This window comes from Paenibacillus nicotianae, from assembly GCF_042681745.1.
Taxonomy (GTDB): Bacteria; Bacillota; Bacilli; order Paenibacillales; family Paenibacillaceae; genus Saccharibacillus; species Saccharibacillus nicotianae.
In genome coordinates this window covers 66,543-84,896 of record NZ_JBHUGF010000011.1, presented here as the reverse complement: position 1 = coordinate 84,896, position 18,354 = coordinate 66,543, and the positions used below count along the sequence as shown (strand labels likewise).

The 18,354-nt window shown below is 40.6% G+C and carries 14 protein-coding genes; 5 read left to right on the top strand and 9 right to left on the bottom strand.

Going from position 1 to position 18,354, the window contains the following annotated elements; genetic code table 11:
* Positions 1–30: 30 nt before the first annotated feature.
* The 3 genes from ACFSGI_RS19090 to ACFSGI_RS19080 form a co-directional block, all read right to left on the bottom strand.
* On the bottom strand, positions 31–1,560 hold the full coding sequence (locus tag ACFSGI_RS19090; protein WP_204825803.1) for a malate:quinone oxidoreductase: 1,530 nt from the start codon (positions 1,558–1,560) through the stop codon (positions 31–33).
* Between the two features lie 369 nt (positions 1,561–1,929).
* The gene (locus tag ACFSGI_RS19085) at positions 1,930–2,928 is read right to left on the bottom strand and encodes a glycoside hydrolase family 43 protein (RefSeq protein ID WP_204825802.1); all 999 of its coding nucleotides are present in this window, start codon (positions 2,926–2,928) and stop codon (positions 1,930–1,932) included.
* 251 nt (positions 2,929–3,179) lie between these two features.
* Complete coding sequence (locus ACFSGI_RS19080; protein ID WP_204825801.1) at positions 3,180–3,752, bottom strand: cysteine hydrolase family protein; 573 nt, start codon at positions 3,750–3,752, stop codon at positions 3,180–3,182.
* Between the two features lie 399 nt (positions 3,753–4,151).
* On the opposite strand from ACFSGI_RS19080, the gene ACFSGI_RS19075 reads away from it, so the two are divergent.
* The gene (locus tag ACFSGI_RS19075) at positions 4,152–5,657 is read left to right on the top strand and encodes an alpha/beta hydrolase family protein (protein WP_204825800.1); all 1,506 of its coding nucleotides are present in this window, start codon (positions 4,152–4,154) and stop codon (positions 5,655–5,657) included.
* A 104-nt stretch (positions 5,658–5,761) separates the two neighbouring features.
* On the opposite strand, the gene araA is transcribed toward ACFSGI_RS19075, so the two are convergent.
* The 4 genes from araA to ACFSGI_RS19055 form a co-directional block, all read right to left on the bottom strand.
* Positions 5,762–7,183 carry an L-arabinose isomerase gene (gene araA, locus ACFSGI_RS19070; RefSeq protein ID WP_204825799.1) on the bottom strand — a complete coding sequence of 474 codons (1,422 nt, stop codon included), beginning with the start codon at positions 7,181–7,183 and terminating at the stop codon, positions 5,762–5,764.
* Positions 7,184–7,336: 153 nt separating this feature from the next.
* Entirely contained in the window at positions 7,337–8,032 is a 696-nt protein-coding gene (locus ACFSGI_RS19065; RefSeq protein ID WP_069326434.1) for an L-ribulose-5-phosphate 4-epimerase, read from the bottom strand.
* 2 nt (positions 8,033–8,034) lie between these two features.
* Positions 8,035–9,651 (bottom strand): xylulokinase, encoded by a 1,617-nt coding sequence (locus ACFSGI_RS19060; RefSeq protein ID WP_379284084.1) that lies wholly within the window; start codon positions 9,649–9,651, stop codon positions 8,035–8,037.
* Between the two features lie 532 nt (positions 9,652–10,183).
* Positions 10,184–11,752, bottom strand: coding sequence for an SAM-dependent methyltransferase (locus ACFSGI_RS19055; protein ID WP_204825797.1), 1,569 nt, complete (start codon positions 11,750–11,752; stop codon positions 10,184–10,186).
* Between the two features lie 342 nt (positions 11,753–12,094).
* On the opposite strand from ACFSGI_RS19055, the gene ACFSGI_RS19050 reads away from it, so the two are divergent.
* The 4 genes from ACFSGI_RS19050 to ACFSGI_RS19035 are packed head-to-tail and all read left to right on the top strand — an operon-like array spanning position 12,095 to position 16,044.
* Positions 12,095–13,171 (top strand): iron-siderophore ABC transporter substrate-binding protein, encoded by a 1,077-nt coding sequence (locus ACFSGI_RS19050; RefSeq protein ID WP_204825796.1) that lies wholly within the window; start codon positions 12,095–12,097, stop codon positions 13,169–13,171.
* Entirely contained in the window at positions 13,164–14,204 is a 1,041-nt protein-coding gene (locus ACFSGI_RS19045) for a FecCD family ABC transporter permease (protein WP_204825795.1), read from the top strand. The genes ACFSGI_RS19050 and ACFSGI_RS19045 overlap by 8 nt, the downstream gene beginning before the upstream one ends.
* Entirely contained in the window at positions 14,201–15,232 is a 1,032-nt protein-coding gene (locus ACFSGI_RS19040) for a FecCD family ABC transporter permease (RefSeq protein WP_204825794.1), read from the top strand. Before ACFSGI_RS19045 ends, ACFSGI_RS19040 begins: the two co-directional genes overlap by 4 nt.
* The gene (locus tag ACFSGI_RS19035; RefSeq protein ID WP_204825793.1) at positions 15,232–16,044 is read left to right on the top strand and encodes an ABC transporter ATP-binding protein; all 813 of its coding nucleotides are present in this window, start codon (positions 15,232–15,234) and stop codon (positions 16,042–16,044) included. Before ACFSGI_RS19040 ends, ACFSGI_RS19035 begins: the two co-directional genes overlap by 1 nt.
* Before the next feature lie 140 nt (positions 16,045–16,184).
* Here the strand turns inward: ACFSGI_RS19035 and ACFSGI_RS19030 are convergent, their stop codons facing one another.
* A complete protein-coding gene (locus ACFSGI_RS19030) occupies positions 16,185–17,036 on the bottom strand; it encodes a P-loop NTPase family protein (RefSeq protein WP_204825792.1) in 852 nt (283 codons plus the stop codon).
* Positions 17,037–17,182: 146 nt separating this feature from the next.
* Positions 17,183–18,331, bottom strand: a complete 1,149-nt coding sequence (locus ACFSGI_RS19025) for a PQQ-dependent sugar dehydrogenase (protein WP_204825791.1) — start codon at positions 18,329–18,331, stop codon at positions 17,183–17,185.
* Between the last annotated feature and the right edge of the window lie 23 nt (positions 18,332–18,354).

Below are 18,354 nucleotides of genomic sequence, written 5' to 3'. Positions count from 1 at the left end.
TATATTCGTGTAGTAAAGCTAGATATTAAGCTATACTTTTTTGAATACTTTGGTATCCATATCCAATTCGGTTGCTGAATAGTTGGTTAGACCTAACGTTTCAGAAGTGGACGCATGAATACTCTGGAACAGGTCTGGATGTTCCGCCAGCCTTTTACCATAGGAAGGAATAATCTCTCTAAGCTTAGGTTCCCATTCTGGCATCCGTTGCGGGAAACATTTCTGAAAAAGATCAAGCATAACATTTACAGCCGTCGAAGCTCCCGGCGAAGCGCCTAACAAAGCAGCAATCGATCCATCCGCTGCACTGACCACTTCTGTTCCGAATTGAAGTGTTCCTTTGCCATCCTCTGTGTCTTTGATAACTTGTACACGCTGACCAGCGATCACAATTTCCCAATCTTCGCTTCTAGCATTAGGAACAAATTCGCGTACTTCTTCCATACGTTTATCGTTTGACAACATCACTTGTTGAATCAAATATTTGGTTAATGCCATCTCTTTCGCACCTGCGGCTAACATCGTGAATAAATTGTTTGGTTTGACAGAATTGATCAGATCCATATTTGAACCCGTTTTCAAGAATTTCGGTGAAAAGCCTGCAAATGGCCCGAACAATAATGCTTTTTTGTTGCCAATATAACGTGTATCTAAATGCGGTACAGACATTGGCGGAGCGCCTAATTTGGCTTTACCATATACTTTGGCATGATGTTGCTCGATCACTTCTTGATTCGTACATGACATAAATACGCCACTTACCGGAAAGCCACCGATATGCTTAGATTCAGGAATACCTGTTTTTTGTAGCAACGGTAGACTACCGCCACCACCGCCAATAAAGATAAATTTGGCGATATGATGATCGGTTTTGCCTGTGCTAATATTGTGGACTTTCACTTCCCATCCACCATCAGAAGCACGTTTGATATCTTTAATAATATGGTTATAGTGTATTTCTACATTTTTAGTTTTGAGATCGTCGAATAACATACGGGTTAATGCTCCAAAGTTCACATCAGTTCCGTAATCAATTTTGGTCGCTGCTATCGGTTCATTGGATGTACGACCTTCCATCATCAGTGGAATCCATTGTTTTAACTTGTTTGGATCTTCTGAATATTCCATTCCTTGAAATAACGGATTTGCCGAAAGCGCTTTAAATCTTTTATGGAGAAAAGTAACATTACTTTGTCCTAAGACAAAACTCATATGTGGAATCGGCTTGATAAAGTCTTGTGGTTGACGGATAATATTGCGCTTCACTAGATGAGACCAGAACTGTTTGGACAGTTGAAATTGTTCGTTGATATTTACTGCTTTGCTAATATCAATCGATCCATCTGGCTTTTCAGACGTATAATTCAGTTCACACAGTGCAGCGTGACCGGTTCCTGCATTATTCCATTCGTTAGAGCTTTCTTCTCCTGCACTGGCTAGCTTCTCAAACACTTTAATTTCCCACTCCGGTGCTAACTCTTTAAGCAATGACCCCAAAGTCGCACTCATGACTCCGGCACCAATTAAGATAATGTCTGTTTTTTTCGGTATGCTGTTCATAAAAACCTTCCTTTATCTCTTTATATTTGCAAAAAAGAGCAGGCGCTTCTATCCAGGTCATTCCAGAAGCAAAGCTCCACTCAGGAATATACGTTATCTGTATTCATTATAACCAAATTATCTTCTATTTAAAATATTATCGGCATGTATCTCTTCATTATAAACTATTTTGATCTGGTAAAAAATGAGAATATTGACTGAAAAAGTCGTACAACTTAAAGTCTATCGGGTTACTCTGCTTTTGTCTAGCAATATCCTTCTTTTATTATGTTATATTATACATAATATGTAGGGCAAAAGGATACGTTATCTGTTCTTAAATCATAACGTATCCTTCACGATACAATACTTATCGTATCTCTATATTTACTATGCTTGAGCAGGATATTTTAATTGAAATGCATCTCCAGTATCTTCGATTTCATATAGATAACAACGGGATGCTGGCATTGCAAAAGGTCGGTGCAAGATCAACATCCATTGCTGTTCAAATGTCTGAAAAAGCATGCCATGACCACTATCTTCTTTGACCAGCGGTTGCAATTGCTCCCACGGCCCTGCTAAAGTGCCACTAATCGAACGAGCGATCGTCTGTACATAACGATCCTCTTCATAACTTGACCATAACATCATCAGTTTCCCACCAGATGTACGATATAACTGACAACCATCAGTCACATAGACGTTGATTTCTGAATGATTGGATAGGTCTTGTCTATCATTCTGCTGAATCCAAGGTGCAGAAGATGCTTGTAACAAAGTGATAGGCTCTCCAACAGCAGTAGACAAATCTTCTGTCAGACGTATAGCTTCTATCGTCCCATCGATCGTCTGAATCCATTCATGGCAGTAGACCATCCACGGTGTATGTTCTTCATCAAGATACAGTGTACCATCAAGTGTCATGACAGTAGGAGAAACCACAGGAGCGTCCGTTTGAATCATTTCAAAAGGGCCTGCTGGTGAATCACTTACTGCAATAACGGTACCTCTCCAATGCTTGGCATACCCTTGAACAGGTTCACCTTCTAGACTGCGATCCTGATTGTGCAGTGTCACAAATAAATAATACCGTCCCTGATACTTATGCACTTCAGGAGCCCAAGCTCCATGTTGCGGATGCGCCCAACTGTCTGCCGGTACTGTAAATACCACATAAGGCCCTTCCCAGAACTGCAAATCTTTGCTCGTATATGTTAATACTCCATATGCTTCTACTCCATGTAGCGAAGGTACTGCTCCGGTATACAAATAATACGTACCTGTAGATTCATCTGCCAGTACAAATGGATCATGAGCAGGAATATCGGTAAGCAAATGACCTTGCTTCGGTTGACTTACATCACAAGCAGCATTATAGACAGTCATAACGATCAGCTCCCTTTATTGGATACGCTTTCAAAAAAAGCATAGAAGATAAATTGTAGCGGTATTAAATTCTGTTCAATTGAAGTGTTTATACACAGTACGCACTATTCTTCTAAAGTCTATTCAAATCATATTCCATCTGCAAGCAAAATGATATGAATTAGAGATCGTTTGAAGATATAGACTGATCTTATATAACTTACCCAGCATCTGCTTGTTTCTACTGTAGCTCATACCTATTGTCTGGTTAGTTATTTTGACAAAGACTCTGCCCACGCATCTACAGTCAGCACTTCAGCTTGCATTGGAAATACTTTTTCAATCAGTAATTGATGGACTTCATCATCTCCATCTATACATGCATCAGAAAGTACATTCAAAATAAAGTCTTTATCTGCTGCTTCTCGCAACGTCGATAAAACCACGCCACTGGTTGCTATACCGCTCAGAATCAACGTATCAATCTGTTGAGCACGTAAGATCACTTCTAGATCGCTACCTGTAAAAGCACTGACTCTACGCTTGTTGACGATAATGTCCTGTGGTTGAGGCTTGAGCGACTCGTGAATCTGCACCATGTCCTCTGGAATAGCCGATCCTCCACGCTGCGCAATCCCGCCAAACATTTTATTATGCATACTAATCTCTGGATACCCTTCTCGAAACATCACCCGTACATAGATAACTGGAATCTGATACTTATGCGCGGTTTGTAACGCTTTTTGAAAAGGAAGCAATTGAGCTTCATCTTGTACATAACGGGAAACAATACTATTTTGCATATCCATCATAAGGAGTGCGCTTTTACCTGTTGTACTAGACATTATTTATTACCCCTTTGTTATCGCATGAATAGATCGTTATTATGCCTGCTTCTAAGTCCAGTTCATCAGTGAATGTACTATAAAATCCCCTGCAAATTTAGATAGGTTTACTACTTATTTAGTATTATACCGTAATTCCAAGCTTTTAGGTATAACGGATTTGCTTAGATTATCTTTTTGCTATCGGGCAGATTGATCCTATTATATTTGCTTCTCTGCCAAGATGTTTCACGTGAAATCATAAGATACTGACTATAGTTAATGCATGAATTTGGAGCAATTTGTACAGCTTACACGTGTGTAAGGCAAATGTAATCTAAATCAATGAGTAACGCTCTGTTCGTTCTTCTATATTAATCTTATCTACTTGATCAACATGTATTTGTAGGAGGACTGAACATGAGACTTTTTGAAATACTATTGTTGTTTTTTAACGTATGTTTATTATCGAGTCTGTTTGTAACCAATCCCCGCATACGTAAATTAGCATTGCTTTTCACTAGCGGAATTAGCTTGCTTTTGCTAGTCATCCATTTGCTTATAGAAGGATACCGAATCCAGTTATTATTTTTATACGGATTTACGATACTGATGTATATACGCTCTATTATTAATGCTCGTAGAACACCGAAAACTATACCCAATACATCACGAATAGGCAAAGTGCTAGGTCGGCTTGTTAGTATCATCGGGCTGATTGCTACAGCGTGCTTACTCTACATATTTCCTGTATTCGATCTTCCTGCTCCCACCGGTTCATTGCCGGTAAGCACCACCACTTTTCATTTCACCAATAATCAACAGCCAGACATATTTGGCACATCTGGTAAAAGCAACAGAGAATTGATGGTTCAGGTATGGTATCCTTCGGAAGCTAGCACAGGCAAATACGTTCCTTTTATACCGGATACTGCTATTCTTCCGTATCTGGCGCAGAACTACAGTATTCCCGGGTTTACATTCCAACATTTGCAATACGTATCCAGTCATTCTTATTCGGAAAGTGCGCTCTCTTCAGCACAAACTTCATATCCACTTATTATTGCCAATCCAGGTAATGCTTCTTCCCGATTTCTTCATACTTCACAAGCTGAAAATCTTGCAAGTCATGGCTACATCGTCGCTGTTATCGACCATACTTATAATACATTTGCAACAAAGTTCCCGGATGGGCGAATCACTACCAGTACAACAGACAACTTATTTTCTCCTGATCATGACTATCAGACAGAAAGAGCAAATCGTAACAAGTTAGGAAAAGTATTAACTGATGATGTTACCTTTGTATTGGATCAATTTCAACTTATTCAATCTGGCTCTATTCCAAGTCTGTTCAAAGGCAAAATAGATTTCGCTCATATTGGAGTATTCGGTCATTCTATCGGTGGAGCGACTGCTTACGATGCTTCTTATGATCCACGAATTACGGCTGGAATAGATCTGGATGGTGGACTTTATCGTCTGCATGACAGAACAGGATTACACAAACCCTTTTTATTTATACACTCGGAAAGCAACTTCGACCAATTCAACATGGTGATCAATCATCATATTTACACCGATGAAGAGATTCAACGTACAGGTAACAGCAAAGAATGGTTTATACAAGAAAGAGAAAATAAAAAGCTAGAACTGCAACAAATCCATGAAACGATTGCTTCAGGCGGACAAGTGATATATATCAAAAATACAGAGCATTTAAATTTTACTGATGTGCAGTTCGTTTCACCGATCTTTAAAATGATAGGCATTACAGGCAAAATAGCTCCTGAACGAGCTTCTTCTATAATTGATGCGTATATGCTTGATTTCTTTGATATGCATTTAAAAAATAAAGGTGGAGTGTTAATGAAAGGATCAGACCATACCTTTCCAGAAGCAACATTTGTTACTTCGTTATTTTAAAGGCTAGGTTAGATATGCTTTTCATATAAAAAGCACATGTAAAGCCAGCCATACACCCGGCTTTACATGTGCAATCATTTATCGCATATAATTTAGCTCATCACTTATTTAATGATGACATAATCCAAGTTTACTAATTTTGCATATGTTACGATTTGGTCGGTTGTAAGGTTCAAGGATACAACTGTATGGTGACCGCCACCATTTTCGATCCAAGCGCGTACGCCGTCTTGGAAGTTAGGTTTTACTTGCCATAGTACACGTGCTACCGGTAAGTTCGGTGCAGGAACCGTAGGCTCAAATGCAGATACTTCGTTGATCAGCAATTTGTAATGAGTACCAAAGTCAGCCATTGATACAACTACACCTTCGCCTGCTTTACCATCAAATACAAGACGAGCTGGATCTTCGCGGTCGCCGATTCCCAGTGGAGATACAACCACTTTTGGTTTGCTACTTGCAAGAGTAGGGTCAACTTCTAACATATGAGATTGCAAGATCGCTTCTTGACCTGCTGCCATTTCATACGTGTAATCTTCCATAAAGCCTGTATTTTCGTTATGGCTCATCACTTTCATCAAGCGATCCAATGCCGCTGTTTTCCAATCACCTTCACCTGCAAAACCATAACCTTGCGCCATCAGACGTTGAACAGCAAGACCTGGAAGTTGCTTCATACCATGCAAGTCTTCAAAGTTAGTTGTAAATGCTGTGTAACCACCGTTATCCAAGAAACGCTTGATTGCAATCTCATAACTTACTTGTACACGTACACTTGCTTCCCAAGCTTCCTGACTATACGTGCCATATTCAAAGTCATATAACTCTTTATATTGAGCAAGCAATTCGTCGATTTCTTGCTCTGTTACAGCGTTGACGTATTCTACAAGATCGCCAATACCGTAATAATCGACTGTCCAGCCAAATTGAATTTGTGCTTCGACTTTATCGCCTTCAGTTACGCCAACATTACGCATATTGTCGCCAAAACGAGCCACTTTAATATTGAAGCTTTCGTTATAAGCAAAAGCAACATCCATCCAGTCAGCGATCTGCTGTTGTACTTCTGGACGCTCCCAGTAGCCGACAACGATTTTGTTTTGTTTGCCTAGACGCGCATTGATAAATCCATATTCACGATCACCATGTGCCGCTTGGTTCAAGTTCATAAAGTCCATATCAATTGTAGACCACGGAATACTTTCGTTATATTGTGTTGCCAAATGAAGCAACGGTTTTTGTAGCAATTTCGTACCACGAATCCACATTTTTGCAGGAGAGAAAGTATGCATCCATGTGATCACACCTGCTACTTCGTCACGATAATTGACTTCTTTCATAATACTTGTGATTTTATCTGCGCTTACAGCCAAATCTTGCAATACTAATGGATAAGGCAATACTCCGCTAGCGTTTAGTGAATCAGCGATTTTTTGTGCATTTGCTTTAACTTGTCCCAAAGCTTCTTCTCCATACAAATGTTGTGAACCGACTACGAACCAAAATTGTTTAGTTGCTGCTGACATATTATTTCATCCTCTTTTCGTATTTATATTAGTGAGAGTTATTTAAAAGTGAGTTGATTGAAAACCAATTCAGTGTGTAAAGAAAGTGGCATACATGGCTACTTTAATAAGCCACCATCATCTTGTAATCTATATTCAAAAAGATTGCTTATATTATTTTTGACCGTAATACGCGTCTTTACCATGTTTGCGCAGGTAATGTTTGTCCAAAATATTCTGTGGCAATTCTTTAGCAAAGTTGTTCAGTTGACGTGCATATAGATTCATTTTGCAGACTTCTTCTAGCACGACGCTATTGACTACAGCAGACTTCGCATCTTTGCCCCATGTAAATGGTGCATGACCGTGAAGCAATACGGCTGGAATCGCCATTACATCAAGTCCACGTTGCTCGAACGTCTCGATAATGACATTGCCTGTCTCTGCTTCATATCCACGATCAATCTCCGCTTGATTCAAAAAGCGTGCACAAGGTACAGCGCCATAGAATGTATCTGCATGTGTTGTTCCCATTACAGGAACATCCAGACCCGCTTGCGCCCAGATCGTTGCCCATGTAGAGTGAGTATGCACAATGCCGCCAATTTGCGGATAATGCTTGTACAGAACTGCATGAGTCGCTGTATCGGAAGAAGGTCTCATATCCCCTTCAACAACATTGCCATCCAGATCAACGACTACCATATCGCTAGGCTTCATCGTCTCGTAATCGACACCGCTTGGCTTGATGACAAATAGATTGCTTTCGCGATCAACAGCACTCGCATTACCCCATGTAAATTTGACCAATCCATGCTTCGGTAATTCTAGATTCGCTTGATAGACTTCTTCTTTTAACTGCTCTAACATGCTTAATTCCTCCCGTTCTCTAACAAATGATCTACAGCCGCTTGTTCAATCGCTAATCCTTGTTGGTAACGCTCGATAAACGCTTCAAAACCTTTCACATCGGTTGCATCCGGTTGTACTTGTTCACCGACAACATCATGGAATACTTTTTGCTCCAAAAAGACATCTAGACTTTCCTGTTCGTCTTTGTTCATCATATAAGAAGCAAGTAACGCCATTCCCCATGCGCCACCTTCGCCTGCTGTAGCCATAACTGAGATCGGTACATTCATAGCGGCTGCCACGATACGCTGTCCGACTACAGGCGTTTTGAATAGACCGCCATGAGCCAGAATACTATCGATCGCTACATTTTCATGCTTGGTCAAAATATCCATACCAATCTTCAATGCACCGAAAGCAGAGAATAGATGAGTACGCATAAAGTTCGCTAGATTAAAGCGACTTTCCGGTGAGCGGACAAATAATGGGCGACCTTTTTCGATACCTGTAATATTTTCACCGGAATAATAACCATAGCTTAGAAGTCCGCCACCATCTGGATCAGCTTCAAGCGCTTTGTTAAACATCACGCTGAACAACTTGGCATTATCGGCTTCGTATCCCATCGCTTCGGAAAATTCGCGGAACAATCCTAACCATGCGTTGATATCGCTAGAACAGTTGTTAGCATGTACCATTCCGACAGGGCTACCGTCTGGAGTCGTTACAATATCAATCTCTGGATGAACTTTAGACAACTCTTTTTCCAGTACGATCATGGCAAATACCGACGTACCTACCGAAATATTACCGGTGCGCTTTTTGACACTATTGGTCGCAACCATACCTGTTCCGGCATCACCTTCTGGTGGACACAACGGAATACCCGGTTGCAGTGTTTGTGTCGTATCAAGCAATTGAGCGCCTGCTTCTGTTAATAAACCTGCTTGTTCACCGGCACGATACACTTTCGGTAATAAATCTTCGATTGTCCATGTGTACCCTTTATCAGCAATCAATTCGTTAAATTGAGTCAGCATCGACGGATGATAATTGTGAGTCGCTTCTTCAATCGGGAATATGCCGGAAGCATCGCCGATACCAACTGCTTGATTGCCTGTTAACAACCAGTGTATGTATCCAGCTAATGTGGTGAGTGAAGCGATCCGTGGCAAATGCTCTTCTTGATTCAAAATCGCTTGATACAGATGTGCAATACTCCAGCGCTCAGGAATATTGAATTGGAATAGTTCAGTCAATTCTTTTGCTGCGACTCCTGTTGTCGCATTGCGCCATGTACGGAAAGGAACCAGTAATTCGCCTTGTTGATCCAATGCCACATATCCATGCATCATCGCTGAAAATCCGATCGATCCGACCGTCTGTAATGTGATTCCATATTGACGTTCTACTTCTTGCTTCATTTCACGATAAGCAGTCTGCATGCCTGTAATAATGTTTGCTTGATCATATGTCCAGAATCCATCTTTCAGTTGATTTTCCCATTCATAACTGCCCGATGCGATTGTCTCAAATTGCTTGTTGATCAATACCGCTTTAATTCGTGTCGAACCAAATTCAATCCCGAGCGACGTCTCTCCGTTCATAATCGCTTCTTTCATATCCACATGATTCATGCTCATGTAGTCCCCTCTCTTGTTGCAGTCTAGTATTGATAAGATGGTAGTGCTGAATAAAGCATATATTTCTGAAAAAAAATCTCTACATTATCTATAAGTATGGTTATCTCTAATATTCTTTTTAAAAAGAATGCGTTTTCTTTTTGTAACAGTTACAGTATATTTTTTGTACGTACATTTGTCAACGTGATATGTATTTTTTGATCTTAAAAAGAATAAAAATATGCTATTATCTTCTAAATGTTATAGTATAGATCATCTTAGATACTTATTTTTAAAATCCAAAATTAAGCTAAAATGCACTATAAAAGCTTTTTAAGCTTGAAATATAACGCATTAAAGTTATTAAATACTCTTATTTCTATTATTTTTAGACAAGTTTTATTATAGATTAAATATGTACGTACAAGTTAGCGATATTGGTCTGTGATTGTCTATGTATAGGCAAATAAAAGAAGCATCAAAGAGATCATCATTCTCTTCAATGCTTCTTAATTTCAAGCGTATCACTATCTAGTCATGCCAGTGATTATTCTTCAGCCGTCAACACCGACATTAACGCTAATGCTTCTTCGTGATCCGGTTCAAGAACAAGTAATTGCTTCAAGTACTCTTCTGCTTGATCCATTAGATCAAGTTCCAGACAAGCAATCGCCAGACAATAGTAAACGGTCGACACCACTTCGTCTTGCTCTTGAGCCACCGATATTTCTAGATATTGCTTCGCTTCTTCAAACATATCCATTTCAAATAAAATCAGACCTGCATCCAGTGCCAGATCATACCGCTGTGGCATCACATAGAACGATGACCACATTTTCTGAATACCCATCCAGAGGTCTTTCTTTTCTTCGTCATTGGCTTCTGGCAATAATGCCGATATTTGCTTGGTCGTCTGAATAAAGAATTCAGCATCATAACCACCTAAGCGCCAAAAGCTTAATATTTGTTGCATCCCTAACTCATCCAGATGACGATCAATCCACATTTTGAGACTGAAGAAATCATCCGGCCCAAAACGTTCGACTGAACGGCGATATGCTAATCGTGTATTGGTATATTTTTTCGGTTGTGCTACATGTAAGATACAACCTACATTGATATTGTTGTAATGATGCGGAACAAATAAAATTTCTGCTCCTTTTTGCTGGAACACATATTGTACCGCATGGTAATTCGCAATTAAGGAGAAGCTACCATGCAACACCAATTCAGGCGGTTCTGCAAATTCCCAATTTTCGATCAAATGATCCCCTTTATCAGCAGTCAGCAACATAAAGCCCGATTGAGATAACGCATCCAGACGATCCAGACATTCGAGTCCCACTTTGGGAAATAAAATATGAGCATCTTCTAGACGTTCTTGATAGATCGCAATCAGATCACGATAGATATAATCATCTTGCTCATATTCCGGTGCTTTGCGATATTCATAACTTAAATGAATATGATTGAGTTGTTGCGATGTCGTCAGCGCTTCAAATTCTGCGCCTGTTTTGGAATATTCGATATAGACATCAGCTTCATAAATACTGCCTTCATCTACATAGATCAATTCCTGCGGAATCGCATCGAAAAAGTAGTTCGCAATAATTAGTAACGGTTGCGTAAGCTCCCCTTGCTTAATCACTTGACCCGATACCGTCAGATGAAGAGCATCACTTTGCATCGCATCAAATGGAGCAAAATCCAGAATCCCTTGCTCGATAAACGGTTGTAAAGCAGGGTGTTCTCTCCATCCGATCACATTGCTCATTGCTAGATCAGTCATCACATAATGATACTCTGGCAGATCGATTCCGGCGTATTCTTTTAGCTTTTGCAATTCATATAGTACATGGTACGCAAGACGACCTGCTCCTGCACCCAGTTCGACAATATAGACCGGTTCTGCGCCTAATCCTTGATTCATCTGATCTTGCAAAAAAGCAAAAATCATTTCCGCATACGCAATCGCTGTTGCTGGATTGCTTGTGATATATTGTGGAACCTGATCATTTCTCCATGCTTCTAAGCCTGCATCTTCATAATATTTGCGTTGCAGACTCCATATCGGTGCTTCGCTAAAACGGTAACGTTGTTGGTGCTGTTCTGTCATTTTATAATATCCTGCTTTCTTGAGATTAATCATTTACGATTTCATGGAAATATCTATAAATATATTGTAAACCACTATCTGCTTATGATGTAAAAAAGTTTATTATACCAATGCATACATACTTTAGCGAAAAGAGAAGAATAATCGCGAATTTCCTTGTAAAATTGCCATTTTTTCATTGACACTGCTAGAGAGAAAACGCTATATTATTGAGGTTGATAATCATTATCATGTATTACATATTGTTATATTTCATTTGAGTTTACTCATTTAAGATAATCAACACCATATTAGCGATAAAGTGCTACGACCGACATGGCTCGAGTACGAAAGGGGATCATTATGAATACGAGACAGAAGTTATCTTTTACCGCGGTACTGATCTTAATCATGTCGATTGTTGCGCTTGTTGGTTGTTCCAACAATCAAGTAGTATCACCAACGACTTCAGCACCAACAGAATCAACCAATACAGAGACGGCTGCTACACCGGCAGATACGACCGAATATCCAATCGTGATCAAGCATGCTCTTGGCGAGACGGTCATCGAAAGCAAGCCTGAACGTGTAGCCACTATACAATGGGCAAATCAAGATGTAGCTCTTGCACTTGGCGTTGTGCCTGTAGGATTTTCCGCAGCGAACTTTGGTGTTCAAGATGGTAGTGGACTGTTACCATGGACAGCCAAAAAGCTAGATGAACTTGGCGTCAAAAATCCAAACGTTTTCCAAGATACTGACGGACTGGATTTTGAAGCGATTTCCGATTCTAACCCGGATGTTATTCTTGCAGCGTACTCCGGTATTACGCAAGAAGATTACGATACATTAAGCCAAATTGCACCTGTTGTCGCTTATCCAACTGCTCCCTGGGCAACTACGTGGCGTGAACAAGTGCTACTTAATGCAACCGGTATGGGTATGAAAGCGCAAGGCGAACAATTAATCAAAGATACTGAGAAATTAGTCAATGACAAGTTAAGTGCTTATCCGCAAATCAAAGGTAAAACAGTCGTCTGGGTAAATTTCTCGGATACTGATATGTCGAAGCTTCATATCTATACACCTGCTGATTCTCGCGTAGCGTTTTTAAAAGAATTAGGTATGGAAGCTCCAGCAAGTATTACCAAAGAAATTAAAGATCCGAAAAGCTATTCTTTAAGCTTGAGTGCTGAAAATGCAGAAGCGTTAAATGATGCAGATATCTTAATCGGCTATGGTGATGACAAATTGTATCAAGCTGTCAAAGCTGATCCATTGCTCGGTAAAATTCCTGCGATCCAAAGAGGTTCTGTAGCATTTATTACAAGCGATACGCCTTTAGTCGCTGCTGGCACACCTAATCCACTTTCGATTTCATACACCATCGATGAATATCTGAAATTAATCGGTGCTGCTGCTGATAAAGTAAATGGATAGTTCAACTCTTTCTAATCGTAAACAGGTACATTCACATCTACCTAAACATTTCATCTGGGTGCTGATTAGTTGCTTGATCTTACTGATTATCAGTATTGTTGCCTCACTGGTCTTAGGTTCACGATCAGTGGGGTGGCATGAATTGATCAATGGGTTATTTCATCCCAATGTCGATACATATGGAGCGAATATTGTTCGCAAACGCATTTCTCGTACAGTGTTCAGCTTATGTTGTGGAGCAGCTCTTGGTGTATCAGGAGCATTGATGCAAGCTGTGACCCGCAACCCGATTGCTGATCCTAGTATATTAGGAGTCAATACAGGTGCATCGTTGTTTGTTGTATTCGGGATCGCTTTTCTCAATATTAGTCATGCCAGTCAATATATCTGGTTAGCGCTAGCGGGAGCAGCCATCACAGCCGTATTCGTTTTTGGAATCGGCTCGATGGGACGTGGTGGAGCTACACCGATCAAGCTTGTATTAGCAGGGGCAGCGACCAGTGCGGCTCTTTCTTCACTCGTCACCGCCATTATGATTCCTCGTTCGTATGTAATGGATCAATTTAGATTCTGGCAAGTAGGTAGCGTCGGCTCTGCAAATTGGAGCGCGATAGCTACCTTTATCCCGTTTTTGGCAGTCGGATTGATAATCGGTCTGATTACTGCACCTGCGCTAAATGCACTTGCACTCGGTGACGATGTTGCTACAGGTCTTGGTGTACGCACCGGAACATTACGATTTATTGCAGCCTTAGCAGGGGTTCTATTATGCGGAGCAGCTACAGCATTAGCGGGGCCAATCGGCTTTGTCGGCTTACTAGCAACTCATGTGATACGGCTAATAGTGGGAGCTGATTTGCGGTTATTGATTCCGATGTCAGCGATCACAGGCGCTATTATTTTAACGATATCTGATGTCGGCGGCAGACTGATCAGTAATCCAGGTGAACTTGAAGTTGGTGTAGTCACTGCATTTATTGGCGCTCCTATTTTAATCATACTGGCGATGCGCTCGAAAGTACGTTCACTATGAGTCAGTCTGCGATTGAATTTATCCAAGCAGGTAGACGTCAACGACACCGCCGCTGGTTGCTTGTGACTGGACTGCTTGCGATACTGGCTGTTGTGCTTTGTTGCGCGATGCTTGTACTGGGCAATACGATCTATCCTTTAGAAGATGTGATTCGTGCACTGTCAGGGGAAAAGATCAAAGGCGTTTCATTTGCTGTGAGTACGATTCGTTTGCCACGTATGTTAGCAGGTCTTTTTGCAGGCTTTGCTTTTGGGGTAGCTGGCTATACGTTTCAAACGATATTACGTAATCCACTAGCGAACCCGAATGTGATCGGAATTACGTCAGGTGCAAGTGCAGCAGCCGTATTTTGTATTGTGATTCTGCATGCTAACAACGCTGTTATCTCGATTGCTTCGGTCATCGCAGGGTTAATTACAGTTATTTTTATTTATATATTATCTAGAGGAAAAGTCTTTTCAATTGGACGCTTAATTCTAGTCGGAATCGGTATTCAGGCGATGCTGGATGCAGTGATCTCTTATCTGTTATTGATCAGTGCTCAACAAGATATCCCGTCAGCACTGCGGTGGTTAACAGGAAGTCTAAATGGTTCACAGATGCGTGAATTGCCACCACTGATGATCATTGTACTCATCGGTTCACCAATTATTATCGGACTGAGCAAACATTTGAGCATATTAGAATTGGGTGAACAATCGGCTTTCTCATTAGGTGTAAATACCGATCGAACACGAATTGCGCTAATCGTCAGCTCGGTCTGTATGGTAGCCATTGCGACCGCCACTACAGGGCCGATCGCTTTTGTATCATTTCTAGCCGGGCCAATTGCCAAAAGATTGGTCGGTGTAGGTTCGTCCAATATTGTGCCCGCAGGATTGGTCGGTGTGAATCTAGTGCTAGCTGCCGATCTGATCGGACAATTTGCTTTTGAGTACAGATTCCCCGTAGGTATCATTACCGGATTACTCGGAGCGCCTTATCTGATCTTCTTGCTGATCCGAATGAATCAAAAGGGGGAACTATAATGAAGCCGACACATCTGTTTCAAGCGGAACAATTAGTCGCAGGATATGAACATAAGACTGTTATTCATGGCGTAGACCTGACGATACCGAGCCATCAGATCAGTGTGATTATCGGGTCAAATGGTTGCGGTAAATCGACACTACTCAAAACGTTAGCTCGATTAATCAAGCCAACATCCGGTCATGTCACATTGGATGGCAAGCCGATTAGCAAATTCCCTGCCAAGGCATTAGCCCGTATCATCGGACTGCTTCCCCAGTCGCCTATTGTGCCTGAAGGCATTTCAGTCGCTGATCTGGTCGGACGAGGACGATTCCCTCATCAGAAGATGTTCGGAAGCTGGAGCAAAAAAGATTATGAAGCTGTTGCCGAAGCAATGACAATTATGGATATTACGCAATTCGCTAATCACAATATCGACGAACTATCCGGTGGACAACGTCAACGGGTCTGGATCGCGATGGCTTTGGCGCAACAAACCGATATTTTATTTTTGGATGAACCGACTACTTTTCTAGATATTACGTATCAAGTAGAGATTCTCGATCTGTTGACCGATCTGAATCGTAAGCATGGGACTACTATCGTAATGGTGCTTCACGATATTAACTTATCAGCGCGATATGCGGATCATATGTTTGCTCTCCATACCGGCAAGCTGGTTGCACAAGGTACACCTGCGGAAGTGGTTACCAGTGAACGGGTGAAAGAGATTTTTGGATTGGATTGTACAGTGATTCCTGACCCTATCTCTGGCTCACCATTGGTCGTGCCGAAAGGGCGGTATCATGGAAGTGGTGTTACGGTGTAAAGATCACTGTAGGATAGCATTATAAACGAATAAAAAAGAGGTTCTCCTAGATACTATGTATCTGGAAGAGCCTCTTTTTATTTATTATTTATTTACAATATTAATTAAACGGGTTATATACATGCTTATACTAACTACAATTAGCTGTTCTTCGACTCATTTAAATAATCTATAAGTTTTTGCTGTATTTGTTCCCAATGAAGTGCCGAGTTATCAATCAGTAATTTATTCATATTCAATTGCTCCAAAATCTCTAATTCTAATGTTCTTCGTACTTTCAGACTTTCTATCAGACCGTCTAACCCACTTAATTGATGCGCTTTGCCATATTCTTGTTCTGTATAATACCAGATCACAAAGTCTAACCATTCAGAAGATCGCTCTGTACTTACTTTATCAAGTGTTTTGCGAATATCTTCTTGATACAAATAGATAAGCACAGGTTGAAGAGGTTGAATAATATCAGCAAGCTCAAGTATATACTGAGTAATTACTGACTGATCGGCATTACTTTTTGCTAATAACATACACATAGGATTTTGAAAAAAACAACATTCTAAAATAATTATTTCATCTGTAGATGCTAATCGCTCTGCAAAGTCTCTCCAACTCTGTAACAGCACTTCGCAATGTCGAGCTAACGGTAATTCATAAATATCATAAGTCGCTATATATGTATACAAATCGTCTGGAAATGTATCTGCTAACATCTGTTTTGCTTTTTGATAAAAGAAAAAGTAATTGTGCCCTTGAATATGGACGATTTGCTGAATACATTCTTGGTCATGTACAAACTGATGCAATAGTGAAGTATACTCTTCTTCATTCAAACAAGCGACGCCTTCAAAATCAACCGGATGATCCAAGTCTCCTTCCAAAAATACACTTGCTTCTATATGCTGTTGTTCTACATATTTCTGAATAAAAGAAGCGGTGGACGTTTTGCCTGTTCCCATCAGACCTTCGACAATAATCAATTGGGTATTCTTCATATATGCTCCTCTCTTACTGTATTTAATTAGATCATACCACTTTGCTGTAGAACATAAAAAAGAAGCAATCTTGCACAGACATCATGCCCTGACTACTTCTTTTATTTGGATTATGACGTAGTAGCATAATCTACAATGACTTTTCCTTATTTTAAAATCAGCAAGCGATCATCGTTCTTCTCTGGTGTTCCACCTGCGGTATTGTTGGTAATAACGTAAATCTTACCGTTATGAATTGCTACATCACGTACACGTCCTACATCTGTTAAGATATCGGTCATTTTTTTGGAGACAGGGTCGAATTCTTTCAGACTTTTGCCTGCCAGTGTAGCAACAAGTATTTTATCGTCTGGTGTTGTAGCGATACCAGATGGAGCGATTGCTTTGGAACTAGCGACATAGAGCGGAGAAACCATATTTGGTGCGGTTTCGTTACCCATAATCTTAGGCCAGCCGTAGTTGGAACCTGGTTTGATTAGATTCATTTCATCTAGGCCTGTACGATCTGTGCCACCGCCCGGGATAGGTGCGCCACTTGGGCCATGATCAGATGCGTATAATTTGCCATCAGATGTCCATGCGATTCCTTGCGAGTTACGTAGTCCATAAGCATAGACGTATGAATTTTTGATCGGATTGTCTTTAGGGATTTTACCTGTAGACGTCATCCGTAGAATTTTACCACCTAAGCTCTTCAGATCTTGAGATAGCTCTCTACGATTCGTTTCACCGGCTGTACTATACAGCATACCGTCCGGGCCAAACGCTAAACGTCCACCTTCATGGATACGCCCACCGGGAATCCCTTCGACTAGCTTACTTTGCTCTTTCCAGACATTGCCGACTAATTTTACTTTGACGATTCGGTTGAATCCTTGTCCATTTTTCTCATAGGCGTGATAAATATAAGCCATTTTATTTGTAGTAAATTTAGGATCGAGTACAAATCCTGTCAATCCTGCTTCACCTACAACACGAAGTGGTTTTTTGGTTTGTACTTTTTGTACGGTTTGCTTGCCATTCTTGATCTGTACGATACCGCCACCACGTTGTGTGATATAAGCAGTATTGCCAGAGAACTGTATAGACCACGGTACATCTAGCTTAGTAGCTGCAACGGTATAGCCACCTTTTAACGCACTGGTAATTTTGGATTGGGTAGTCGTCGATGTTGTAGCAGCGATTGCAGTTTCTGATGAGGATATAGATGGTATGATACCTGCGATAGTAGACAGTGGTAAAGCAATCAATACAGCTACTGTTAACGCTTTACCTTTTGATTTCATATTAAACATTATATTCCTCCTTTTCCTTTTAG

Bases quoted from the DNA above. Each gene is read 5' to 3' on its own strand.
- ACFSGI_RS19040 (WP_204825794.1), top strand. From the start codon at position 14,201: ATGAGTCAGTCTGCGATTGAATTTATCCAAGCAGGTAGACGTCAACGA.
- ACFSGI_RS19090 (WP_204825803.1), bottom strand. From the start codon at position 1,560: ATGAACAGCATACCGAAAAAAACAGACATTATCTTAATTGGTGCCGGA.
- ACFSGI_RS19050 (WP_204825796.1), top strand. From the start codon at position 12,095: ATGAATACGAGACAGAAGTTATCTTTTACCGCGGTACTGATCTTAATC.
- ACFSGI_RS19060 (WP_379284084.1), bottom strand. From the start codon at position 9,651: ATGAATCATGTGGATATGAAAGAAGCGATTATGAACGGAGAGACGTCG.
- ACFSGI_RS19055 (WP_204825797.1), bottom strand. From the start codon at position 11,752: ATGACAGAACAGCACCAACAACGTTACCGTTTTAGCGAAGCACCGATA.
- ACFSGI_RS19080 (WP_204825801.1), bottom strand. From the start codon at position 3,752: ATGTCTAGTACAACAGGTAAAAGCGCACTCCTTATGATGGATATGCAA.
- ACFSGI_RS19075 (WP_204825800.1), top strand. From the start codon at position 4,152: ATGAGACTTTTTGAAATACTATTGTTGTTTTTTAACGTATGTTTATTA.
- ACFSGI_RS19035 (WP_204825793.1), top strand. From the start codon at position 15,232: ATGAAGCCGACACATCTGTTTCAAGCGGAACAATTAGTCGCAGGATAT.
- ACFSGI_RS19065 (WP_069326434.1), bottom strand. From the start codon at position 8,032: ATGTTAGAGCAGTTAAAAGAAGAAGTCTATCAAGCGAATCTAGAATTA.
- araA (WP_204825799.1), bottom strand. From the start codon at position 7,183: ATGTCAGCAGCAACTAAACAATTTTGGTTCGTAGTCGGTTCACAACAT.
- ACFSGI_RS19025 (WP_204825791.1), bottom strand. From the start codon at position 18,331: ATGTTTAATATGAAATCAAAAGGTAAAGCGTTAACAGTAGCTGTATTG.
- ACFSGI_RS19045 (WP_204825795.1), top strand. From the start codon at position 13,164: ATGGATAGTTCAACTCTTTCTAATCGTAAACAGGTACATTCACATCTA.
- ACFSGI_RS19030 (WP_204825792.1), bottom strand. From the start codon at position 17,036: ATGAAGAATACCCAATTGATTATTGTCGAAGGTCTGATGGGAACAGGC.
- ACFSGI_RS19085 (WP_204825802.1), bottom strand. From the start codon at position 2,928: ATGACTGTCTATAATGCTGCTTGTGATGTAAGTCAACCGAAGCAAGGT.